The 22,211-nt window shown below is 70.9% G+C and carries 17 protein-coding genes and 2 pseudogenes; 14 read left to right on the forward strand and 5 right to left on the reverse strand.

The window, feature by feature from the left end:
• Positions 1–45 precede the first annotated feature (45 nt).
• A complete protein-coding gene (locus BFN33_RS45840; RefSeq protein ID WP_069766170.1) occupies positions 46–618 on the forward strand; it encodes a TetR/AcrR family transcriptional regulator in 573 nt (190 codons plus the stop codon).
• Positions 619–676: 58 nt separating this feature from the next.
• Here BFN33_RS45840 and BFN33_RS45845 read toward each other — a convergent pair whose 3' ends face one another.
• From BFN33_RS45845 to BFN33_RS55010, 3 genes and pseudogenes are all read right to left on the reverse strand, one after another.
• A complete protein-coding gene (locus BFN33_RS45845; RefSeq protein WP_069766171.1) occupies positions 677–1,324 on the reverse strand; it encodes an HAD family hydrolase in 648 nt (215 codons plus the stop codon).
• 117 nt (positions 1,325–1,441) lie between these two features.
• Positions 1,442–1,855, reverse strand: a pseudogene (locus BFN33_RS55005) (PucR family transcriptional regulator); the annotation flags it as partial.
• Between the two features lie 444 nt (positions 1,856–2,299).
• Positions 2,300–3,244 (reverse strand): annotated as a pseudogene (locus BFN33_RS55010) (PucR family transcriptional regulator); the annotation flags it as partial.
• A gap of 127 nt (positions 3,245–3,371) precedes the next feature.
• Between BFN33_RS55010 and BFN33_RS45855 the strand changes: the two are divergent.
• From BFN33_RS45855 to BFN33_RS55015, 3 genes are all read left to right on the forward strand, one after another.
• On the forward strand, positions 3,372–4,298 hold the full coding sequence (locus BFN33_RS45855) for a proline dehydrogenase family protein (RefSeq protein WP_069766173.1): 927 nt from the start codon (positions 3,372–3,374) through the stop codon (positions 4,296–4,298).
• 172 nt (positions 4,299–4,470) lie between these two features.
• Positions 4,471–6,102, forward strand: coding sequence for an L-glutamate gamma-semialdehyde dehydrogenase (gene pruA / locus BFN33_RS45860; protein WP_069766174.1), 1,632 nt, complete (start codon positions 4,471–4,473; stop codon positions 6,100–6,102).
• Positions 6,103–6,398: 296 nt separating this feature from the next.
• A complete protein-coding gene (locus tag BFN33_RS55015) occupies positions 6,399–6,530 on the forward strand; it encodes a hypothetical protein (protein ID WP_020121043.1) in 132 nt (43 codons plus the stop codon).
• A gap of 52 nt (positions 6,531–6,582) precedes the next feature.
• Here the strand turns inward: BFN33_RS55015 and BFN33_RS45865 are convergent, their stop codons facing one another.
• Positions 6,583–8,139: a metallophosphoesterase family protein gene (locus tag BFN33_RS45865; RefSeq protein ID WP_069766175.1), complete on the reverse strand. Its 1,557-nt coding sequence runs from the start codon at positions 8,137–8,139 to the stop codon at positions 6,583–6,585.
• Positions 8,140–8,303: 164 nt separating this feature from the next.
• On the opposite strand from BFN33_RS45865, the gene BFN33_RS45870 reads away from it, so the two are divergent.
• From BFN33_RS45870 to cimA, 9 genes are all read left to right on the forward strand, one after another.
• The gene (locus BFN33_RS45870; RefSeq protein ID WP_069766176.1) at positions 8,304–9,347 is read left to right on the forward strand and encodes a 3-isopropylmalate dehydrogenase; all 1,044 of its coding nucleotides are present in this window, start codon (positions 8,304–8,306) and stop codon (positions 9,345–9,347) included.
• Between the two features lie 255 nt (positions 9,348–9,602).
• The gene (locus BFN33_RS45875; protein ID WP_069766177.1) at positions 9,603–10,691 is read left to right on the forward strand and encodes a branched-chain amino acid aminotransferase; all 1,089 of its coding nucleotides are present in this window, start codon (positions 9,603–9,605) and stop codon (positions 10,689–10,691) included.
• Between the two features lie 194 nt (positions 10,692–10,885).
• Positions 10,886–11,584: an urease subunit gamma gene (ureA, locus tag BFN33_RS45880; protein WP_069766178.1), complete on the forward strand. Its 699-nt coding sequence runs from the start codon at positions 10,886–10,888 to the stop codon at positions 11,582–11,584.
• Positions 11,581–11,733: a hypothetical protein gene (locus BFN33_RS50930; RefSeq protein ID WP_079141379.1), complete on the forward strand. Its 153-nt coding sequence runs from the start codon at positions 11,581–11,583 to the stop codon at positions 11,731–11,733. Before ureA ends, BFN33_RS50930 begins: the two co-directional genes overlap by 4 nt.
• Entirely contained in the window at positions 11,730–13,400 is a 1,671-nt protein-coding gene (locus BFN33_RS45885; protein WP_069766179.1) for an urease subunit alpha, read from the forward strand. The genes BFN33_RS50930 and BFN33_RS45885 overlap by 4 nt, the downstream gene beginning before the upstream one ends.
• A gap of 16 nt (positions 13,401–13,416) precedes the next feature.
• On the forward strand, positions 13,417–14,442 hold the full coding sequence (locus tag BFN33_RS45890) for an agmatine/peptidylarginine deiminase (RefSeq protein ID WP_069766180.1): 1,026 nt from the start codon (positions 13,417–13,419) through the stop codon (positions 14,440–14,442).
• A 98-nt stretch (positions 14,443–14,540) separates the two neighbouring features.
• On the forward strand, positions 14,541–15,143 hold the full coding sequence (locus BFN33_RS45895) for a TetR/AcrR family transcriptional regulator (protein ID WP_069766181.1): 603 nt from the start codon (positions 14,541–14,543) through the stop codon (positions 15,141–15,143).
• A gap of 220 nt (positions 15,144–15,363) precedes the next feature.
• Positions 15,364–16,578 carry a PD40 domain-containing protein gene (locus BFN33_RS45900; protein ID WP_069766182.1) on the forward strand — a complete coding sequence of 405 codons (1,215 nt, stop codon included), beginning with the start codon at positions 15,364–15,366 and terminating at the stop codon, positions 16,576–16,578.
• 309 nt (positions 16,579–16,887) lie between these two features.
• Positions 16,888–18,492, forward strand: coding sequence for a citramalate synthase (cimA, locus tag BFN33_RS45905; protein ID WP_069766183.1), 1,605 nt, complete (start codon positions 16,888–16,890; stop codon positions 18,490–18,492).
• 7 nt (positions 18,493–18,499) lie between these two features.
• Here the strand turns inward: cimA and BFN33_RS45910 are convergent, their stop codons facing one another.
• Positions 18,500–18,988 carry a hypothetical protein gene (locus tag BFN33_RS45910; protein ID WP_256123053.1) on the reverse strand — a complete coding sequence of 163 codons (489 nt, stop codon included), beginning with the start codon at positions 18,986–18,988 and terminating at the stop codon, positions 18,500–18,502.
• 201 nt (positions 18,989–19,189) lie between these two features.
• On the opposite strand from BFN33_RS45910, the gene BFN33_RS45915 reads away from it, so the two are divergent.
• Complete coding sequence (locus BFN33_RS45915) at positions 19,190–22,192, forward strand: glycoside hydrolase family 3 N-terminal domain-containing protein (RefSeq protein WP_069766185.1); 3,003 nt, start codon at positions 19,190–19,192, stop codon at positions 22,190–22,192.
• Positions 22,193–22,211 lie beyond the last annotated feature (19 nt).

Raw genomic sequence — 22,211 nt, forward strand, 5'->3', positions numbered from 1 at the left:
GTCTATGACGCTTGTATAAATCGCTTGTCTAGATAGGCTGAGCCCATGGGACATCGCGAGGATCTGCTCGAAGGCGCCAAGCGCTGCCTGCTGGAGAAGGGGTTCCTGCGGACGACCGCGCGGGACATCGTCAAGGAGTCCGGGACGAACCTGGCGTCCATCGGCTATCACTACGGCTCGAAGGACGCGCTGCTGGGGCAGGCGTACATCGCGCTGGTGGAGGACGTGTCCTTCGAAGGGGGCGACGGATTCACCGGTGCGCCCGGCTCGCTGGAGCGCTTCCGGGAGGTGTGGGCCAACATCGTCGACACCATGCGGGAGCCCGGCTCGCTGTGGCGGCTCAGCCTGGAGATCATGGGTATGGGTGACCAACTTCCCGAGGTGCGTGACCAGTTGGTGCGGGCACAGCGCGAGGGTGGGCGGGGCCTGGTCTCCATGCTCATGGGCGTGCCGGAGGAGGAGGTGACGGACGAGAGCGCCGACACCCTCGGCCGGTTCTATCTGGCGCTGATGACCGGCCTCATCGGCCAGTGGGCCTTCGACCCCAAGAGCGCGCCCGACGCGGACACCCTCACCGAGGGCCTGCGGCAGGTCATCGAGGCCGCCACGCGCGCGTGAGTGGGCCTCCGCCCTGTGAGCGTCAGCGGTTCCGTGTCCCGGATGCGGTGGCGGGGGCTCAGGGAGCCGTGTCCCGGCCGCCGCTCACGCGCCGGATGGCGGACGCGGTGTCCGGGGTGGTGAGGGTGGGCCGGTAGTCCGGTTCCGTCCACGGCCGGCCCGCCGAGACCCAGACGCTCCGCGCTCCGACGCCCAGCGCGCCCCGGATGTCCGCGGGGGCCGAGTCGCCGATCATCCACGAGCCGTCGAGCGCGGCTCCGGCGACGGCGGCCGCCGCGTGGAAGATCTCCGGCTCGGGCTTCCGGTGCCCGGCCGCCTCGGAGATCACCCAGCCGTGGACGAGCCGGTCGAGACCGACGTTGCGGATCTTCGTCTCCTGCTGGACGGTCCGCCCGTTGGTCACGATCACGCAGAACCAGCCGTCGGCGCGGGCCTCCATGAGCGCCTCGCGGACCGGGTCGGACAGGGTGATCCGGTCGGCCGCGCCCCGGTCGAGGAAGTCCTGGGAGTCGATGCCGCCGTACCGCACGGACAGCGCCCGCGCGACCTCCCGTCGTGGTGTGTAGCCGCTCGCGTCGAGGGTCATCAGCCAGTCCAAGTCCCCGTGGGGCAGGCCGTGTTCGGAGAGAAAAGCGGTCGCCGCCGCGCGGAAGGCCGCGTCCCGGTCGACGAGGGTGTTGTCGAGGTCGATCATCAGCAGGGGCATGGGGATCAGCCTCCCCGCGCCGGTCGCCCGCCGAACTCGGTGGCCTCGGCCGCTGATCCGGGCGGCCGGGGCGTGCGGGGGCCCGCGGAGGTAGTGCGCGCCCCGGCCCCAACGCCCTTATAGCCGCGCGCCCTTGAGCGCCATGTGCAGCAACAGTCGGTCCTCGCCGTCGTCCAGGTCCAGGCCGGTGAGCTGTTCGACGCGGGAGAGGCGGTAGTAGAGGGTCTGGCGGTGGATACCCAGTTCCGCTGCGGTACGGCCGGCCTGGCCCGCGCAGTCGAGGTAGACCTCGGCGGTGCGGGCGAGTTCGCGGTGGGTGGGGGAGAGAAGGGGGCGTACGACGGGGTCGTGGGCCGTCTCCGGGGGCAGCGCGGTCAGCAGACGGTACGGGCCGATGCGCGACCACTCCGCGACCGGCCCGAACCCGGGTTCCGCGAGCGCGGCCCGGGCCGCGGCGGACGCCTCCTGCCAGGCGGCGGCCAGTCCCGCAAGACCCACACGAGCGTCGGCGACGCCGGCGGCCACGGCACCTGGGGCTGCGGTGGCCCTTGTCGCGCCGGGAGCGGGAGTACTGCGCGCCGCGCCGGGGCTCGGCGTGGCGCTGGGGGCCGGCGTGTTGCGTGCCGCGCCTGGGTCTGCCGTGCTGCTTGTCGCGCCGGGGGCTGGGGTGCCCCGCGTGGTGCCGGAGGTCGGCGTACTGCGCGTCGCATCCGGGGCCGCCGTGCTGCTTGTCGCGGTGGGGGCAGTGCTGCCATGTGTGGCCGCGGGGGCCGGCGTATTGCGTGCCGCGCCTGGGGCCGCCGTGCTGCTCGTCGTGTCGGGGGCGGGGGTGCCCCGCGTGGTGCCGGGGGCCGGCGTGCTGCGTGTCGCACTCGGGGCCGCCGTGCTGCTCGTCGTGTCGGGGGCGGGGGTGCCCCGCGTGGTGCCGGGGGCCGGCGTATTGCGTGCCGCGCCTGGGGCCGCCGTACCGCCCGTCGCACCGTGGGCGGCGGTGTCCTGCATCGCTCCCGGGGGTTCCGTACCGCGGGCCGCCCCCGGGGACGTCGTACCGCGCCCCGCCCCCGGGGATGCCGTACCGCCCGGCGCCCCCGGGCCTGTGGTCTCCCGTGCCGCACCGGAAGCTGCCGTGTCGCCCGTCGTGCCCGGAGCGGCCCGCTCCAGCAGCCGCCCCGCCGCCGAGCTCGCAGGGGTCAGGGTGTCGGTCGCCCGTAGCCGTACCAGTACCGCCAGGCTCTGGCCCGCCGCGCCCCACGGCACCGTGCACCACGCCGTCGCGTGCGGGACCGTACGGGCCGACGGGGCGTCGTCCGGGTCGGTGGACGGCCAGGGGGCGACGCACACCACGGTGTACGGGCCGTCGGCGCGGGAGCCCAGCGCCGTGCGCAGGGCCGCCACCGCCATGTCGCCCTGCCAGCCGCGCTCCGCGGTCAGCACCGCCCGCAGCTCCCGGCTCAGGTCGGCCCCGTGCTGAGCCTCGTCCGCGAGCAGCGCGCCGATACGGGATGTCACCCGCATCGCCGCGTCCAGTTGCCGGTCGGTCGGGCCGGGGTCGGGTTCCAGGAGCCAGACGTAACCGAGGACGACCCCCCGGTGACGTACGGGCAGACAGATCCGCCCGCGATAGACCCCCGCCTCCGGAGTGGGCGGAATCCGCACCGGCCCGCTCGCCCGGGTGATGCCGAAGCCCTCGAACCACGTCCGGACCGCGGCCGTGGAGCGCCGGGTCAGGATCGAGCGGGTGCGGACGGGGTCCAGCGCCGACGGATCGAGGTCGCCCTCACTGTCGTACGCGCCGAAGGCGATCAGCTCGAAGTCGCGGTTCTCCAAGGTCGCCGGCGCGCCAAGGAGCTCCGAGATCTCGTCCACCAGCTCCTGGTAGTCACCTTTGTAGTCGCCTGTCACTCGGGCATTCTCGCGCAAAAACACCCCGCTTCATACATCTGTCTGAGATCTGTGGCACGGATGCGTGACAGCTGTCGATGGTCCACGATCGGGGGGATCCTTAGATTTCACGGTGGTTCTATCTGCTGGTTTGTGGAGGTGCCCCGTGCTGGGTCCCGTGATTCTTGCCGCGTCGCGCAGCGACCGGATGCGACGCCTGATCTCGGCGGCCCCGGTGACCAAGCAGGTCGTCGACCGCTTCATCCCGGGCGAGACGGTCGACGAGATCGTGCCGATCGTCCGTGAGCTGACCGACCGCGGTCTGGAGCTGACGATGGACGTCGTCGGCGAGGACATCACCACCCCGGAGCAGGCGGAATCCGCCCGGGACGCCTATCTCGCGCTCATCGAGCGGCTCAGGACACTCGAACTGGGTACCAGGGCCGAGATGTCGGTGAAGCTGTCGATGTTCGGCCAGGCGCTTCCGGGGGGTCACGAGCTGGCCCTCGCGAACGTCCGGCCGGTCGTCGAGGCGGCCGCCGCTATCGGGACGACCGTCACGCTCGACGCCGAGGACCACACCACCCTCGACTCGATGTTCGCCATCCACGAGGAGCTGCGGAGGGACTTCCCGCAGACCGGCTGTGTGATCCAGGCCTATCTCTTCCGCACCGAGGCCGACGCCCGCCGGCTCGCCGGGGCGGGCAGCCGGGTACGGCTCGTGAAGGGCGCGTACAAGGAGCCCGCCGAGGTCGCCTACCAGCAGAAACACGAGATCGACAAGGCGTACGTCCGGGTCCTGCGCATCCTGATGGAGGGCAAGGGATACCCGATGGTCGGCTCCCACGACCCGCGCCTGATCTCCATCGCCCAGGAACTCGCCCGGCAGGCCGGCCGCAAGCCCGACGAGTACGAGTTCCAGATGCTCTACGGCATCCGCGGCGACGAACACCTCCGGCTCGCCGCCGAAGGCCACCGGATGCGCGTCTACACCGCCTACGGCACCGACTGGTACGGCTACTTCATGCGGAGGCTCGCGGAGAAGCCGGCGAACCTGCGCTTTTTCGCCCGCAGCATGATCACCCGGGGCTGACGGATGAGGCACGCACAGAGCTCTTTCTGCCGGGGGTCCGGGGGTTGTCCCCCGGGAAGGCGCAGCATGAGGCGCCTCGCCGAGAAGCCGGCGAACCTGCGTTTCTTCGTCCGCAGCATGATCAGCAAGGGCTGAGCCCAACACCCGCTCAAGTTCAAGGAGTACGGATCTCATGGACGCTGTGACCCAGGTCCCCACCCCCGTCAACGAGCCGGTGCGCGGCTACGCCCCCGGCTCGCCCGAGCGGGCCCGGCTGGAGGCCAGGCTCAAGGAGCTGGCCGAGAACCCGGTCGACCTGCCGATGACCATCGGCGGCGAGAAGCGGCTGGGCGGCGGCGAGGCCTTCCAGGTCGTGCAGCCGCACAACCACAAGGTCGTGCTGGGCACTTACCGCAACGCCACCCAGCAGGACGCCCGGGACGCCATCGACGCGGCGCTCGCCGCCGCGCGCGCCTGGCGGGCGATGTCCTTCGACGACCGCGCCGCGATCATCCTGCGCGCCGCCGAACTCCTGTCCGGCCCCTGGCGCGAGACGCTGGCCGCCTCCACCATGCTCGGCCAGTCCAAGACCGCCCAGCAGGCCGAGATCGACACGCCCTGCGAGCTGATCGACTTCTGGCGCTTCAACGTCAAGTACGCCCGTGACCTGCTCGCCGAGCAGCCCCCGGCCAACGCCCCCGGCGTCTGGAACCGCCTCGACCACCGCCCGCTCGAGGGCTTCGTCTACGCGATCACGCCGTTCAACTTCACGGCGATCGCGGGCAACCTGCCAACCGCGCCCGCGCTCATGGGCAACGTGGTCGTGTGGAAGCCGTCCCCGACGCAGACCCACGCCGCGGTGCTGCTCATGCAGCTCCTGGAGGAGGCCGGTCTGCCCAAGGGTGTCATCAACCTCGTCACCGGCGACGGCATCGAGGTCTCCAAGGTCGCCCTGGAGCACCGGGACCTCGCGGGCATCCACTTCACCGGTTCGACGAAGACCTTCCAGCACCTGTGGAAGACGGTCGGCGCCAACATCGAGAAGTACCGCACCTACCCGCGCCTGGTCGGCGAGACCGGCGGCAAGGACTTCGTCGTCGCCCATCCGAGCGCCGACCGCGCGATCCTCAAGACCGCCCTGACCCGCGGTGCCTTCGAGTACCAGGGCCAGAAGTGCTCGGCGACCTCCCGGGCCTACATCCCGGCGTCGATCTGGAACAGCGGTTTCCGTGAGGAGTTCGCCGCCGAGGTGGACGGCATCGCCATGGGTGACGTCACCGACCTGTCCAACTTCATCGGCGCGGTCATCGACGAGCGCGCCTTCGCCAAGAACAAGGCCGCGATCGACCGCGCGCAGTCGGACCCCACCTGCACGATCGTCGCGGGCGGTTCCTACGACGACTCGGTCGGCTGGTTCGTCCGCCCGACCGTCGTCGAGTGCACGGACCCGGCCAACGAGGTCTTCACCACCGAGTACTTCGGCCCCTTCCTCGCGGTGTACGTCTACGAGGACGACCGGTACGAGGAGATGCTGACCCAGATGGAGTCGGCGTCCGACTACGCGCTGACGGGCTCGGTGATCTCGTCCGACCGCGCGGCGGCCGCGTACACGATGGAGAAGCTGCGCTACGCGGCCGGCAACTTCTACATCAACGACAAGTCCACCGGCGCCGTCGTCGGCCAGCAGCCCTTCGGCGGGGGCCGCGCCTCCGGCACCAACGACAAGGCCGGCGCCCCGCAGAACCTCCAGCGCTGGACGCTGACCCGCGCCATCAAGGAGACCCTGGTCCCGCCCACCGACTACGGGTACCCGCACATGGGCTGAGTCCCTTGTCAGCCGTTGGATGCGGCCGGGCTTTCGCCCGGCCCCATCCGGTTGTGAAACCGCAGGTCAGTGGCGGGTGATCCACTCCGCCGTCTCAGATAGTAGGAAGTCCGAGTAATTGTGGAGACAGACCGGCCGTCCTCGCTTAGCTTTGTAGGAGCCGAACGTCTCGCTCGATCAAGCGAATGGCGGTCGTGAGCCGGACCCCATGCAGGCAACCCCTGCGGCCCGCCGCTCCCCGCCCCTCCGGCGTCTCGTTGTCCCCTTCCCTGGAAATCCGAAGGAGTCGATTTCTCATGGCCGAGACGACCGCCCGCCGTCGAGTCCGTCACACCTCCCGGACCAGCGAGTCCGACCGCAAGAACGCCGCCGCAGCCCTGCAGCGCGCCCTCGACCGCCGTGACAACGGCGGCTCGACCGGTCACTGACCGACTTCTCCAAGCCGGGAGCCGCACCCGAACGAGGTGCGGCGCGGGCCCGTCAGGCCCCGCGTCGCACCTCGAAGTGGTCGACGCGCTCCCCGCTCTGCGCGAGCGCCGACACCGTCAGCCGCGGCCGCGCCCCGCTCTCCGCCTCCACCGAGAGCAGCGAGAACCCGCGGTAGCGCACCCGCGACCACTCCACCGTCTCCTTCCGGGGCTGCTTGGACTTCGTCCACGCGAAGGTCTCGACGGACTCGTGGTCGTGCACGCGCCCCTCGTAGCTCTCCTTCACGCCCGCCGGGAAGCCGTACAGATCCCGCCCGCCCCCGCCGGCCGTCACGTACACGATCCCGTCCCGCGTCGGATCCGTGGCGCCGCCGACCGGCACCGTCCGGCCCACCTCGCCGCCACGGATCGCGTCCGTCCGCTCGTAGACGTGGTTGTGCCCGTTGATCACCAGATCCACCTGGTGCCTCTCGAACAGCGGCAGCCACTCGGCGCGCACCCCGCCGTCGGAGGCGTGCGAGGACGTCGAGTACGCGCAGTGGTGGAAGTAGACGACGACGAAGTCGATCCCCTTGGCCGCCCGCAGCTCGGCCAGCTTCTTCTCCAGCCACTTCGTCTGCTTTCCGCCCGTGCAGCCGAAGTTGGCCTGGATCTCGTACGACACGTCGTTCGCGTCCAGCGCCACGACGCCGACGTTGCCGTACACGAAGGAGTACACACCCGGTGCCGAGCGCGGGTCGAAGCCGCTGTCCGGGAGGGACCAGCGGGCGAGCTGGCCGCCGTAACCGTCGGGCGAGTACCAGGCCTCCATGTCGTGGTTGCCGGTCGTCACCATCCACGGCACGCTCCGCGCGACCTCCTCGTTCTGCTTGAGGAACAGGTCCCAGAAGCCCGGGTCGTAGCCGTCCGACGTCCGGCCCTGGCCGTTGGCGTCGGCGTAGCAGATGTCGCCGGCGTGGAGGTGGAAGGCGGGCTTCTGGCGCAGCAGGAGGTTGTCGTTGGCGGCCGCGGCGGTGCCGACACCCTGGTCGCCGAAGGCGGTGAAGACGAACTTCCCGGGGCTCGCCGGGGCCGTCCGGAAACTGCTGATGGTCGAGCGGCGGCTCGCGTCCGCCGGGTCGAAGCCGTCGTGGCCGACGCCGTAGTAGTACGTCGTGCCGGGGCGCAGGCCGTCCAGGGCCGCGTGCAGGTAGTACTGGTCGAGGGCGAGGCGTACRCCGGTCTGCCCGGGGGTGTGCAGGTCGCGGAGCTCGGCCTCGATCTTCCGGCTGAGGTCGTCGGGCTTCAGGCCGACGCGGACGTACGGCTTCCTCACCGCGAGCGGGACCTGCCACGAGATCCGCATCTGCGTCCTCGGGTCGGCGCCGAAGGCGAGATGGCGGCCGAAGGGGGAGACGGCGGAACCGTGCACCGAGGCCGTGGGGGAGGGAGCAGTGGCCGGACTCGCGGAGCTGTTGCCCGCGCAGCCGGTCAGCAGGCCGCCCGCGACCGCGCCCGCCGTCACCAGCGTGCGGCGCCGGGACAGCTTCGTCCGCAGGTACTCGTGCTGCTCGGCCATGGTCATCCGGCGCGCCAGCCGGGGCGGAATGCCGAAGTCGGGGAGGTCCATGCCTGTGAACTTCCCAGCGGACACCGACAACCGCCATACCTGCGGGTGAACGTGAGTCGAAGGGCTGACGCCCGTCCGTGTGGCCGCGCCTGTGCCGTGTCCCTATCGAGTCCGTATCGCGGACAGGTCATGTCATCCCATGGGACGGGGAGTAGGGTTCCCGCATGTCTCGCAGCCTCAATCTCGCAGTGATTCCCGGTGACGGCATCGGCCAGGAGGTCGTGGCCGAAGGTCTGAAGGTCCTCTCCGCCGTCCTTCCGCAGGATGTGAAGCTGGAGACCAAGGACTTCGACTTCGGTGCCCGGCGCTACCACGCCACCGGTGAGACCCTCACCGAGGCCGACCTCGACGCGCTGAAGAAGCACGACGCGATCCTGCTCGGCGCGATCGGCGACCCGTCGGTCCCCTCCGGTGTGCTGGAGCGCGGCTTCCTGCTCAAGCTCCGCTTCGCCTTCGACCACCACGTGAACCTGCGTCCGTCGAAGCTGCTCCCGGGTGTCGACACGCCCCTCAAGGGCGAGCCGGCCATCGACTTCGTCGTCGTCCGTGAGGGCACCGAGGGCCCGTACACCGGCAACGGCGGCACCATCCGCAAGGGCACCGAGCACGAGGTCGCCACCGAGGTCTCCGTGAACACGGCCTTCGGTGTCGAGCGCGTGGTCCGTGACGCCTTCGCCCGCGCCCAGGCCCGTCCGCGCAAGAAGCTCACGCTGGTCCACAAGAACAACGTGCTGACCTTCGCCGGGCACCTGTGGACGAACATCTTCAACAAGGTGGCCGGGGAGTTCCCCGAGGTCACCACCGACTACATCCACGTCGACGCGGCCACGATCTACCTGGTCACCGACCCGGCCCGGTTCGACGTGATCGTCACCGACAACCTCTTCGGCGACATCATCACCGACCTCGCCGCGGCCGTGTCCGGCGGCATCGGCGTCGCCGCGAGCGGGAACATCAACCCGTCCGGCGAGTTTCCCTCGATGTTCGAGCCGGTCCACGGCTCGGCGCCCGACATCGCGGGTCAGGGCAAGGCCGATCCCACCGCCACGGTCCTGTCCGTCGCCCTGCTCCTGCGCCACCTCGGCTTCGAGGCCGAGGCCACCCGCATCGACGAAGCGGTCACCGCCGACCTCGCCGAGCGCACCGGCAAGCCCGCCCGCAGCACGTCGGAGATCGGCGACGCGCTCGCCGTACGAGTAGCCGACTGACCGGGCAGGCCACTCGAAAACTATTCGAAGCCGCCGGGTCACTCGTACCCGGCGGCTTTCGCATGTCCCCCGCCGGGTGCCACCATCATCCCCAGGGTCGCATTTCACGCCGTTTCTTCCTCGGCTCCCCGCTTGCGATAATCGAACGCGGAGCCGCGGAATGAGGGAATGCTCGGACGTCCTAGCACTGGTCACTGACAGTAAAAGGGCGTGAGCGCGGCCCGTCACTACACAACCGGTGAAGGACAACCACTCATGACGACGCCCACGATCGAGCTCAAGCCCTCCGCCAGTCCGCTCTCCGCCGCCGAGCGCGAGGCGATCCTGGCCAGTCCCGGGTTCGGCCGCCACTTCACCGACCACATGGTGACGATCAAGTGGACCGAGGGCCGCGGCTGGCACGACGCGCAGCTCGTTCCGTACGGCCCCATCTCCCTCGATCCCTCCACCCACGTCCTGCACTACGGCCAGGAGATCTTCGAGGGCCTGAAGGCCTACCGCCAGGCCGACGGCTCGGTCGCCGTGTTCCGGCCGGAGGCCAACGCCCGGCGCTTCCGCAACTCCGCCCGCCGGATGGCGATGGCCGAGCTGCCCGAGGAGCTGTTCATCGAGGCCCTCGACGCCCTGATCGGCCAGGACGCCGACTGGGTCCCGCCGCACGGTGGCGAGGAGTCCCTCTACCTGCGGCCCTTCATGTTCGCCACGGAGGCCGCGCTCGGCGTCCACCCGGCCAACGAGTACCTCTTCATGCTGATCGCCTCCCCGTCCGGCGCGTACTTCGCCGGCGGGGTCAAGCCGGTCACGATCTGGGTCTCCGAGGACCACGTCCGCGCGGTCCCCGGCGGCACCGGTGACGCCAAGACCGGCGGCAACTACGCGGCCTCCCTCCTCCCGCAGGCCGAGGCCGCCGCGAACGGCTGCGACCAGGTCGTCTACCTCGACGCGGTGACCCGCACCAAGGTCGAGGAGTCCGGCTCGATGAACATCGCCTTCGTCTACGGCGACCGGATCGTCACGCCGTCGCTCACCGGCTCGATCCTCGAGGGCATCACCCGCGACTCCCTCCTCCAGGTCGCCCGCGATCTCGGCTACACCGCCGAGGAAGGTGTCGTCACCCTGGACCAGTGGCGCGCCGACGCGGCCTCCGGCGCCCTCACCGAGGTCTTCGCGTGCGGCACCGCCGCGGTCGTCACGCCGATCGGCCGTGTCAAGACGAAGACGGACGCCTGGACCCACGGCGACGGCACGCCCGGCGAGGTCACCCAGAAGCTGCGCGAGGCGCTGCTCGGTATCCAGCGCGGTGTCCGGGAGGACAAGCACGGCTGGATGCACAAGCTGGGCTGATCGGCGACCGCTCACGGGCCCGTCCGGACGACGTCCGGGCGGGCCCGTCGCGCATTTTCCGGTCCCGTCCAGCCGCCCTCCCGATAGAGCGACGTTCCATGTGATGTGCCCGACATCGGCATCCGTCCCATTGTTGTGTCGGGTACCGGCTTTAGAGTGTTGCTCTAACATCGGTCGACCAAGGAGGTGCAGTCGTGAGACTGACCCCCACCGAACGTGACCGGCTGCTGCTCTTCGGGGCCGCTGAGCTGGCTCGGGCGCGCAAGGCCCGCGGGCTGAGACTGAACGTCCCGGAGGCGACGGCGATCGTCGCGGACACCGTGTGCGAGGCCGCCCGGGACGGGGTGCGGCTGGCCGAGGCCGTCGAGCGCGCCCGCTCCGTGCTCGGGCCCGACGACGTCCTGCCCGGTGTCGCCGACGTCGTCACCGAGGTGCAGGTCGAGGCGGTCTTCGACGACGGTTCCCGGCTCGCGGTCGTCACCGATCCGATCGGCGGGGGGCTCGGCCGGCAGGCGCCCGGCGCGCTGCTGCCGGGGCCGGAGCACGCCGGGCCGGAGGCGGTCGTACGGCTGACGGTCACCAACACCTCGACCGTGCCCGTCTCCGTCACCTCCCATTTCCACTTCTTCGAGGTGAACCCGCGGCTGGACTTCCCGCGTGCCGAGGCCTACGGCATGCGGCTCGCCGTCCCCGCCGGGTCCTCCGTGCGCTTCGGACCGGGGGAGAGCGTCGAGGTCGGCCTGCTGCCGATCGGGGGCGCACGGGTCGCCATCGGGTTCGCGGGGCTGGTCGACGGGCCGCTGGACGCCCCAGGGGCGAGGGAAGAGGCCCTGCGCCGGGCCGCCGCCTGCGGCTACTCGGGCGCCGTGGCTTCTGCGGAGGGCACTCGATGAACCCGTACGAGTACGCCGCCATCCACGTCCCCCGGGCCGGTGACCGTGTCCGGCTCGGTGATTCCGGGCTGGTGATCCGGGTGGAGGACTCTCAGCGCCACGGCGACGAGTTCTCGGGCGCCGTGGTTTCTGTGGAGGGCGCTCGATGAATCCGTACGAGTACGCCGCCATCCACGGCCCCCGGGCCGGTGACCGTGTCCGGCTCGGTGACTCCGGGCTGGTGATCCGGGTGGAGGACGATTCCCAGCGCCACGGCGACGAGTTCCTCGCGGGGTTCGGCAAGACCGCTCGGGACGGGCTGCATCTCAAGGCCGCCGCCGTACGGGAGACCTGTGACGTCGTCGTCAGCAATGTCGTCGTGATCGACGCAGTGCAGGGGATCCGGAAGGTCTCGATCGGGATCCGTGAGGGGCGGATCTGTTCCCTCGGGCGGGCCGGGAACCCCGACACCCTCGACGGTGTCGACGTCGTCGTCGGCACGGGGACGTCCATCGTGTCCGGCGAGGGACTGATCGCCACCGCCGGGGCCGTCGACACCCATGTCCATCTGCTGTCGCCGCGGATCATGGAGGCTTCGCTGGCCTCCGGGGTGACCACGATCATCGGGCAGGAGTTCGGGCCCGTGTGGGGCGTCGGGGTCAACTCGCCCTGGGCGCTCCGGCACGCGTTCGCCGCCTTCGACGCCTGGCCGGTCAACATCGGGTTCCTGGGCCGGGGCTCCTCGTCGGCGGCGGCCCCCCTGACCGAGGCCCTGGCCGAAGGCGGGGCGAGCGGCTTCAAGGTGCACGAGGACATGGGCGCCCACACCCGGGCGCTGGACACCGCGCTGCGGGTCGCCGAGGAACACGACGTCCAAGTCGCCCTGCACAGCGACGGGTTGAACGAGTGCCTCGCCGTCGAGGACACCCTGAAGGTGCTGGAGGGCCGCACCGTCCACGCCTTCCACATCGAGGGCTGCGGGGGCGGGCACGTCCCGAACGTGTTGAAGATGGCCGGAGTCGCAAACGTCATCGGCTCCTCCACCAACCCGACCCTCCCCTTCGGCCGGGACGCCGTCGCCGAGCACTACGGCATGATCGTCTCCGTCCACGACCTGAAGACCGACCTGCCCGGCGACGCCGCCCTGGCCCGCGACCGCATCCGCGCCGGGACCATGGGCGCCGAGGACGTGCTGCACGACCTGGGCGCGATCGGCATCACCTCGTCGGACGCCCAGGGCATGGGGCGGGCCGGGGAGACGGTCCGCCGTACCTTCGCGATGGCCGGGAAGATGAAGGCCGAGTTCGGCGCGCCCCAGGAGCACGACAACGAGCGCGTCCTGCGGTACGTGGCCAAGCTGACCATCAACCCCGCCATCGCGCACGGACTGTCGCACGAGGTCGGCTCGATCGAGGTCGGCAAGCTGGCCGACCTCGTGCTGTGGCGGCCGGAGTACTTCGGTGCCAAGCCGCAGCTCGTCCTGAAGTCCGGCTTCCCGGCGTACGGCGTGGTCGGCGACCCGGGTGCGGCGACCGACACCTGCGAACCCCTGGTCCTGGGACCGCAGTTCGGGGCGTACGGCGCCACCCCCGCCGAGATCTCCGTCGCCTTCGTGGCCCGGGCCGCTCTCGACCAGGGCAACGACCGGATGCCGACCCGCAGGAGAAGGGTCGCCGTACACGGCACCCGCGGCATCGGCCCGGCCGACCTGCGCCTCAACTCCCGTACCGGAGCGGTGGACGTGGACCAGCACACGGGCCTGGTCACGCTGGACGGAGAGCCGCTCGCCTCCGCACCGGCCGAGTCCGTCTCCCTCAACCGCCTTTACTTCCTCTAGGACTTGTAGGACCCCGATGACCTACCGCATGCCCCCCGAGTGGGCCCCGCACGAACGCACCTGGATGGCCTGGCCCGGCCCCAACCCCACCTTCACCGACGACGAGGAACTGGCCGGGGCCCGCACCGCCTGGGCGTCGGTGGCCCGTGCGGTGCGCCGCTTCGAGCCGGTGACGGTGGTGCACGGCCCCGGCCACGCCGAGTCCGCGCGCCAGCTGCTCGGCCCGGACATCGAGCTCGTGGAGCGGGAGCTCGACGACGCGTGGATGCGCGACATCGGCCCGACGTTCGTCAAGGACGAGCAGGGCCGACTGGCCGCCGTGGACTGGGTGTTCAACGGCTGGGGCGGTCAGGACTGGGCCCGCTGGGAGCACGACTCCAAGATCGCCCGCCGGGTGGCCGACCTCGCCGGGGTGCCGGTGCTGGGCAGCCCCCTGGTCAACGAGGGCGGCGCCCTCCACGTCGACGGCGAGGGCACCGTCCTGCTCACCGACACCGTCCAGCTCGGCGTCGGCCGCAACCCCGGCTGGACCCGTGCGCAGGTCGAGGCGGAGGTCCACGCCAGGCTCGGCACCACCAAGGCCATCTGGCTCCCGCGCGGCCTGGCCGGCGACTACGGCACGTACGGCACTCAGGGCCACGTGGACATCGTCGCCGCCTTCGCCCGCCCGGGCGTGGTCGTGGCCCACGTCCAGCCGGACCCGGCGCATCCGGACCACGAGGTGACCAAGGAGATCATCGGGCTCCTCGCGTCCCGGACCGACGCTCGTGGCCGGCGTCTGGAGGTCGTCGAGGTGCCCGCGCCGACCGTCCTGGAGGCCGACGGTCACTGGGCCGACTACTCCTACATCAACCACTACCTCTGCAACGGCGGTGTGGTCCTGTGCGGCTTCGACGACCCGCGCGACGAGCTCGCGGCCGGCATCTTCCGGCGGCTGTTCCCGCGGCGGACGGTGACGCTGATCGACGCGCGGACGATCTTCGCGGGCGGGGGCGGTGTCCACTGCGTCACGCAGCAGCAGCCGCGGGCGACGGTCGGGTAGAACAGACGCGTGAACGTCCTGCCGCATCGCACCGCCCGCGGTCACCGCCGCACCGAGCCGCCGCGCCGACTCCCCGACGGCGTACGGACGGCCTCCGCATGACCGCCGCCCGGCGCACGCCCGCGCCGCCGCGCGAGCAGGTCCTCGCCGCGGCCATGGAGATGATCGCCGAGCGGGGCCTGGAGAAGCTCACCATGGCCGCGCTCGGCCGCGAGGTCGGCATGAGCAGCGGTCACCTCCTGTACTACTTCGGCTCCAAGGACGAGCTGCTGCTGCGGACCCTGGAGTGGAGCGAGGGGCGGCTGGGAGCCGAGCGGGGACGGTTGCTCACCCGCACGGCGACCGCCCGCGAACGGCTCGACGCGTACGTCGACCTGTACGTCCCCGACGGCCACCGCGATCCGCACTGGACCCTGTGGCTGGAGGTCTGGAACCGCTCGCAGAACGCCGACGTCGACGCGCGCGACCGTCAGGCCGCGATCGAGGGCGCCTGGCACCGCGACCTGGTGGCGCTGCTCGCGGAGGGGGTCTCGCGGGGCGAGTTCCGCGCGATCGACCCGGACCGTTTCGGGGCCCGGCTGCGGGCCCTCCTGGACGGCTTCTCCATCCACGTGGCGATCGGGCTGCGGGGGACGGACCGGGCGATGATTCTCGGCCATGTCCGGGAGTTCCTCGACGAGAGCCTCCTCGCGGACGCGTGACCTCCTGCCCGGGTTGTACGCAATAAGGCCGATTGACCCTGTGACCGGCGGTGCGTTTGCCTCGTGGGGAGCCCTCGGCGCGGGGCCGGGGGTAATGCGTCCACGACCGTTGGGGCGGCCGCAACGACGTGCCGGCCTGACGCCCTCCGTCAGCGCCGACGGCATGGTCGTCGCGCCTGACGACAGCGCAATGACAACGACCGAACACGGGGGAACAACCATGCATGGCAAGAAGCGCCTGGCAGCCGCGCTCTTGGCGGCCATCGCCACCACGGCACTCACCGGTCCCGCGGCGAGCGCCGCACCCAGAGGCCCGTACACCGAGCCGGTCAGCGTCACCCCGGAGGGAAAGGCGGGCAGCGGCGTCACCCGCACCGCGGTCATCAGCCGCAACGGCCGCCACATCGCCCTCACTTCGGACGCCGAGGACCTGCACCCCAACGTGCCGCACAGCGGGATGTACCTGCGCGACCCGCACACCGGCAAGCTCCGCTTCGCGGGCTTCGGGGGTCTGGTGGCGGTCCTGAACGACGGCCGCTACGTCTACGCCGAGTACGGTGCGGACTCCGCCGAGCTGTGGATCCACGACCTCGGGACGGGCAAACGGGTCGGGTTCGGTATCGAGGTCCCCGAGGGCTTCACCGGGCGGCCCGCCGAGATCTCCGTCAGCCCCAACGGTCGCTACGCCGTCTACACGCTCCAGGAGAGCGCCGGGAACACCAGCGTGGTCTTCCTGCACGACCGCATCAAGAGCACCACCGAGCGCATCAGCCACCCCCGGCCCACCTCGGAGCCGCGCAACGCCTCCCGGCCGACGGTCAGCGACGACGGGCGCCGGATCGTCTACCAGTACAACTACGCCAACGGCCCGCGCGGCGACGACTGGGGCGACGTCTGGATGTACGACCGGCGCACGGGCGAGCACACCCAGATCGACCGCTCCTACGACGGCTCGCAGACCGAGAGGGAGTCGCTGAACCCGTCCATCAGCGGCGACGGCCGTACGGTCGTCTTCGAGTCCCGGGACACCCACCTGGTTCCCGACGACACCGACGTGAGCTGGAACGTGTTCGTTCACACCATCCGCACCGGCGCCAACCAGCGCATCCACGGCACCCAGGGCGGCCCCGGCGAGGTCTACACCCGGAACGCGGCGATCAGCGCCGACGGCCGCTATCTCACCTTCATGTCGAAGCTGGCCGAGCCCGGCAGCCGGTACGGCGAGGAGTACCCCGTCTATCTGCGGGACCTGAAGAAGGGGACCACCACCCTCGTCACCCCGGACACCACCGGAGGCACCGCGACGGCCGACGTCCTGCCGGGCCGGATCGCCGACGGCGCCCATCGGATCCTCTTCCAGTCCTCCGACCCGACGCTGATCCCGGCCGGCGACACCAACGACGGCACCGACGCCTTCGTACGGCACCTGCGATGAACAGCACAGTGCTCGCATCCTGAGACGGAGGGTGAGCACGGGGGCGGTCTGTGCCAGACTGCCCCCGTGCTCTCGTTCGCCATGATTATTGGCAGCAGGCGCGCCGGTCCGCAGTGACCGCCACGTACGACCAGGTACGGGCGGACACCGTCGTCCTCGACCCGCGCGCAGACCTCTCGCACCCGCGAGGGGTTTTTCGCATTTCTGGCCCACCCGCAGCCGGAAGCGAGAGCGCGAGGGAGTATGTGGGGGCGGTGGAGCCGGTCATTCCGGTACGACCGAGATCCAATCCTCAGGAGCCTTGAGACCATGACCGCAACCAGCGAGCTCGACGATCAGTTCCACGTCTTCGACACCACCCTGCGCGACGGCGCCCAGCGGGAGGGCATCAACCTCACCGTCGCGGACAAGCTGGCCATCGCACGGCACCTGGACGACTTCGGCGTGGGCTTCATCGAGGGCGGCTGGCCCGGCGCCAACCCACGGGACACCGAGTTCTTCGCCCGCGCCCGCCAGGAGATCGACTTCCGGCACGCCCAGCTCGTCGCCTTCGGCGCGACCCGCCGGGCGGGCGCGAAGGCGTCGGAGGACCCGCAGGTCAAGGCCCTCCTGGACTCCGGCGCGGACGTGATCACCCTGGTCGCCAAGTCGCACGACCGGCACGTCGAGCTGGCGCTCAGGACGACGCTGGACGAGAACCTGGAAATGGTCCGCGACACGGTGTCGTACCTGGTTTCGCAGGAGCGCCGGGTCTTCGTCGACTGCGAGCACTTCTTCGACGGCTACCGCGCGAACCCCGAGTACGCGAAGGCCGTCGTACGGGCGGCCTCGGAGGCCGGCGCCTCCGTCGTCATCCTCTGCGACACCAACGGCGGCATGCTCCCGGCCCAGGTCCAGGCGGTCGTCGCGACCGTCCTCGCGGACACCGGCGCCCGCCTCGGCATCCACACCCAGGACGACACCGGCTGCGCGGTCGCCAACACCCTCGCCGCCGTGGACGCCGGCGCGACCCACGTCCAGTGCACGGCGAACGGCTACGGCGAGCGGGTCGGCAACGCCAACCTCTTCCCGGTCGTCGCGGCCCTGGAGCTCAAGTACGGCAAGAAGGTCCTCCCCGACGGCAAGCTCCGCGAGATGACGAGGATCTCCCACGCCATCGCCGAGGTCGTCAACCTCACCCCCTCCACCCACCAGCCCTACGTCGGCGTCTCCGCCTTCGCCCACAAGGCCGGCCTGCACGCCTCCGCGATCAAGGTCGACCCGGACCTTTACCAGCACATCGACCCCGAGCAGGTCGGCAACACCATGCGGATGCTGGTCTCCGACATGGCGGGCCGCGCCTCCATCGAGCTCAAGGGCAAGGAACTCGGCGTCGACCTCGGCGGCGACCGCGAGCTGGTCGGCCGGGTCGTCGAGCGGGTCAAGGAGCACGAGCTCAAGGGCTACACGTACGAGGCCGCCGACGCCTCCTTCGAACTCCTCCTGCGCGCCGAGGTCCAGGGCAAGCCCCTGAAGTACTTCGCGGTCGAGTCCTGGCGCGCGATCGTGGAGGACCGCCCCGACGGCACCCATGCCAACGAGGCCACGGTCAAGCTCTTCGCCAAGGGCGAGCGCATCGTCGCCACGGCGGAGGGCAACGGCCCGGTCAACGCCCTCGACCGCGCCCTGCGCGTGGCCCTGGAGAAGATCTACCCCCAGCTCGCCAAGCTCGACCTCGTCGACTACAAGGTCCGCATCCTGGAGGGCGTCCACGGCACCTCCTCCACCACCCGCGTCCTGATCTCCACGTCGGACGGCACGGGGGAGTGGTCGACGGTGGGCGTCGCGGAGAACGTGATCGCGGCGTCGTGGCAGGCCCTGGAGGACGCCTACACCTACGGGCTGCTGCGCGCCGGGGTGGAGCCGGCGGAGTAGCCACCGCTCAACACGAGTCCTCGGCGAGCTCCTCGAACTCGCCGAGGCTCATCGCCCGCCCGTCGGCCCAGACCTGGCCGGGCCCCAGGGCGGCGAGGTCGCTCGCGCGAAACGTCACGGTGCCCGTGTACTCGTAGTTGAACTCGGCCTTCCCGAAGGCGAGTTCATAGGTGTACGACGGCACCGGCCGCTGCTCTCCGACCGCTCGGGCGTGCCAGGTGGCCGGCGGCGAGAAGAGCGGGAACTCGGCATCGGCGACCCGCCGCTTGCCGGGCACCCGCCACCCAGACACGTTCCGCCCGGAGTCGTCCCCGCCCGGGGCTCCTTCGAGCGAGAGCCCCTGGATCAGATCGTCACCGCACGGCCGCAGCACGACCTCCGGCGCCCCGCCGTCGGCCACCCGCACCGCGACCAGTGGCAGGATCTCCGCCCCGCACCCGCTCAACAGCCCTACGGCGACGCCCACACCGGCCATCGCGAAGACTCCCCGCCTCATCGCCCCGCCCCCTTGCAGCCCTGCGAGCACATCACGGGCCGGACCACCGCACGACCACCGTTGCGCACCGGTCGCGTTGCGGTCCGGCAACTCGCGCGGGACGCGATGGCCGACGCGGTGTCTTGACGGATGTGCGTGCTCTCAGTTCACTCACGCCGTGAGGTAAGTCCTGTGTGACCCCTGAGAGCCGAGGGAAGGTCCATGCGAAGAACCGCCCTGCTCGTCTCCGCCGCCCTGCTCACCTCCCTGTTGCCCCTGGCCGTCGCCCGGGCCGCCGACGACCCGCCCCCGGCCCCCGTCGACCGCTTCGAGGGCGAAGTCCCCTTCGCGAACCCGCCGGAGAACGGCATCTTCACCTGGGGCAGCGACACCGACGATCCGCCAACTCTCCGGCTCAGTCCCCGAGATGACGCTCCCGAGGGAGACCAGGTCCTCGCCGGCAGCTACGACATCAGCGGCTACGGCGGCTTCACGCACGACTTCGCCTTCGCCGAACCCGCCCACGACTGGTCCGGCCACCAGGGCATCCGCTTCTGGTGGGAAGGCCAGAACAACGGCAGGAAGGTCGCCTTCGAGCTCAAGGACGGCGGCGCGAACGGCGAGGCCTCCGAGCTGTGGACGACGTCCTTCACCGACGACTTCAGCGGCTGGAAGCAGATCGAGATCCCCTTCACGGACTTCGCGTACCGCACCGACTACCAGCCCGTCGGCGGCATCGACCACGTCCTGGGGCTCACGGAGACGTGGGGGTACGGCGTCACGCTCCCCGTCGGCGCCCCGGGCCGATTCGCCATGGACGGCGTCGAGTTGTACGGCAGGGCCGACCAGTCGCTGCGCGCGAGCGTCACCACCGACTCCGCCGTCTACCCGGTCACGGAAGGCAGGACCGCGACGGTCAGGGTCACCGTCGCCACCACCGGCTCCGCCCCGATCGACGAGCCGGTGACGGTCGCCTACGAGACGGCGGGCGGCACGGCCTCGGGCGCGGACTACGTTCCTCTGAAGGGCGAGTTCACCTTCCCGGCGGGCACCGCGTCCGGTACCACCCGCACCCTCCAGGTCGCCACCCTCAAGGACAGGGCCGCCGCCGAGACCGCCGAGACCATCCCCCTCAAGCTCACCGTCACCGGCGCCAAGGCCCCCGCCGAGACCCCGCAGGTCGTCATCGACGCGCACGGGCTGCCGTATCTCAACAGCAGGCTCCCCGTGAAGACGCGGGTCGCGGACCTCCTGTCCCGGATGTCCCTCGCGGAGAAGACCGGTCAGATGACCCAGGCCGAGCGCGGAGCCGTCGGGACCGGGGCCGACGTCACCGCCGACGACCTCGGCTCGCTGCTCTCCGGCGGCGGCTCCACGCCCACGCCCAACACCGCCGAGGCCTGGGCGAAGATGATCGACTCCTTCCAACTCCGGGCGCAGGCGACCAGGTTCCAGATCCCGCTCATCTACGGCGTCGACGCCGTCCACGGCCACAACAACCTGGTCGGCGCCACGGTCATGCCGCACAACATCGGCATCGGGGCGACCCGCGATCCCGGACTCGCCCAGCGGACAGGTGCCGTGACCGCCGCCGAGGTCCGTGCCACCGGCATCCCCTGGGACTTCGCGCCCTGTCTCTGTGTCACCCGGGACGAACGCTGGGGCCGTTCCTACGAGTCCTTCGGCGAGGACCCGGCCCTCGTCGAGTCCATGGAGACCGTCATCCAGGGCCTCCAAGGGGCCAGGAACGGCAAGGACCTCCACAGGAACGACAAGGTCCTCGCCACCGCCAAGCACTTCGTCGGCGACGGCGGCACCGCGTACGGCTCCTCCACCACCGGCACCTACACCATCGACCAGGGCGTCACCACGGTCACGCGACAGCAGCTGGAGGCGATCCACCTCGCGCCGTACAAGTCCGCGGTGGACCGTGGCGTCGGTACCGTCATGCCGTCGTACTCCTCGCTCGACGTCGTCGGCGACGGCCTCGGCCCGGTCAAGATGCACGCCCGCGCCGACATGATCAACGGCGTGCTCAAACAGCGCCTCGGCTTCGACGGCTTCGTCATCAGCGACTGGAACGGCATCGACCAGATCCCCGGTGACTACGCGAGCGACGTCCGTACGTCCGTCAACGCCGGCGTCGACATGGTCATGGCCCCCTACGCCTACAAGGACTTCCACACGGCGCTCGTCCAGGAGGTGCGGGCCGGTCGCGTCAGCGAGAAGCGGATCGACGACGCTGTGTCCCGCATCCTCACGCAGAAGTTCAGGCTCGGGCTCTTCGAGAAGCCGTACGCCGACACCAGCGGCGCCTCGAGGATCGGTTCCGCCGGGCACCGGGCCGTGGCCCGCGAGGCGGCCGCCGAGTCGCAGGTGCTGCTGAAGAACAGCGGCGGGATCCTGCCGTTGAAGAAGTCGCAGAAGGTGTACGTCGCCGGGTCGAACGCCGACGACATCGGCAACCAGAGCGGCGGCTGGACGGTCACCTGGCAGGGCGCCTCCGGTGACGTCACCCCCGGTACGACGATCCTGGAGGCGATGCGCGGGAACTCCGCACGGGTGACGTACTCCAAGGACGCCTCCGAGCCGCTGACCGGCTACGACGTCGGTGTGGTCGTCGTCGGTGAGACCCCGTACGCCGAGGGCGTCGGAGACGTCGGCAACGGCCACGACCTGGAGCTGTCCGCCGCCGACCGGGCCGCCGTCGACAAGGTGTGCGCGGCCATGAAGTGCGCGGTGCTGATCGTCTCCGGGCGTCCCCAGCTCATCGGCGACCGGCTCGGCGAGATCGACGCCCTGGTCGCCTCCTGGCTGCCGGGGACGGAGGGCGACGGCGTCGCCGACGTCCTCTACGGCAGGCGCCCCTTCACCGGACGGCTCCCCGTCACCTGGCCCAAGTCGGAGGCGCAGCTGCCGATCAACGTGGGTGACTCCTCGTACGATCCGCAGTTCCCGTACGGCTGGGGCCTGACCACGCTCACCAAGGTGCCGGAGGGCGGGGCGGCCACGCTCAAGGCAATCGGCGCCGCAGCCAGGGCCGCCGAGCGCGCGGGTGCCGACGCGACGGGCCGCGCGCTCGTCACGAAGGCCCGGCTGATCGTCCAGCGGAAGGGCATCACCGCGGCCTTCGCCAAGCCCTTCGCCGAGGCCGATCACCTGCTGTTGGCCGGTCGCTACGGAGAGGCGGTGGCGAAACTGGCTCAGGCGTACGAGTCCGCCTGAGCGGGCTGCCGAAGAGGTC

The organism is Streptomyces sp. LUP47B (assembly GCF_001746295.1).
Taxonomy (GTDB): Bacteria; Actinomycetota; Actinomycetes; order Streptomycetales; family Streptomycetaceae; genus Streptomyces.

What these genes read in the sequence shown, in the direction of transcription:
- BFN33_RS45840 (WP_069766170.1), top strand. Translation starts at nt 46, where the DNA reads ATGGGACATCGCGAGGATCTGCTCGAAGGCGCCAAGCGCTGCCTGCTG.
- BFN33_RS45845 (WP_069766171.1), bottom strand. Translation starts at nt 1,324, where the DNA reads ATGCCCCTGCTGATGATCGACCTCGACAACACCCTCGTCGACCGGGAC.
- pruA (WP_069766174.1), top strand. Translation starts at nt 4,471, where the DNA reads ATGGACGCTGTGACCCAGGTCCCCACCCCCGTCAACGAGCCGGTGCGC.
- BFN33_RS55015 (WP_020121043.1), top strand. Translation starts at nt 6,399, where the DNA reads ATGGCCGAGACGACCGCCCGCCGTCGAGTCCGTCACACCTCCCGGACC.
- BFN33_RS45870 (WP_069766176.1), top strand. Translation starts at nt 8,304, where the DNA reads ATGTCTCGCAGCCTCAATCTCGCAGTGATTCCCGGTGACGGCATCGGC.
- BFN33_RS45875 (WP_069766177.1), top strand. Translation starts at nt 9,603, where the DNA reads ATGACGACGCCCACGATCGAGCTCAAGCCCTCCGCCAGTCCGCTCTCC.
- BFN33_RS50930 (WP_079141379.1), top strand. Translation starts at nt 11,581, where the DNA reads ATGAACCCGTACGAGTACGCCGCCATCCACGTCCCCCGGGCCGGTGAC.
- BFN33_RS45885 (WP_069766179.1), top strand. Translation starts at nt 11,730, where the DNA reads ATGAATCCGTACGAGTACGCCGCCATCCACGGCCCCCGGGCCGGTGAC.
- BFN33_RS45890 (WP_069766180.1), top strand. Translation starts at nt 13,417, where the DNA reads ATGACCTACCGCATGCCCCCCGAGTGGGCCCCGCACGAACGCACCTGG.
- BFN33_RS45895 (WP_069766181.1), top strand. Translation starts at nt 14,541, where the DNA reads ATGACCGCCGCCCGGCGCACGCCCGCGCCGCCGCGCGAGCAGGTCCTC.
- BFN33_RS45900 (WP_069766182.1), top strand. Translation starts at nt 15,364, where the DNA reads ATGCATGGCAAGAAGCGCCTGGCAGCCGCGCTCTTGGCGGCCATCGCC.
- cimA (WP_069766183.1), top strand. Translation starts at nt 16,888, where the DNA reads ATGACCGCAACCAGCGAGCTCGACGATCAGTTCCACGTCTTCGACACC.
- BFN33_RS45910 (WP_256123053.1), bottom strand. Translation starts at nt 18,988, where the DNA reads ATGAGGCGGGGAGTCTTCGCGATGGCCGGTGTGGGCGTCGCCGTAGGG.
- BFN33_RS45915 (WP_069766185.1), top strand. Translation starts at nt 19,190, where the DNA reads ATGCGAAGAACCGCCCTGCTCGTCTCCGCCGCCCTGCTCACCTCCCTG.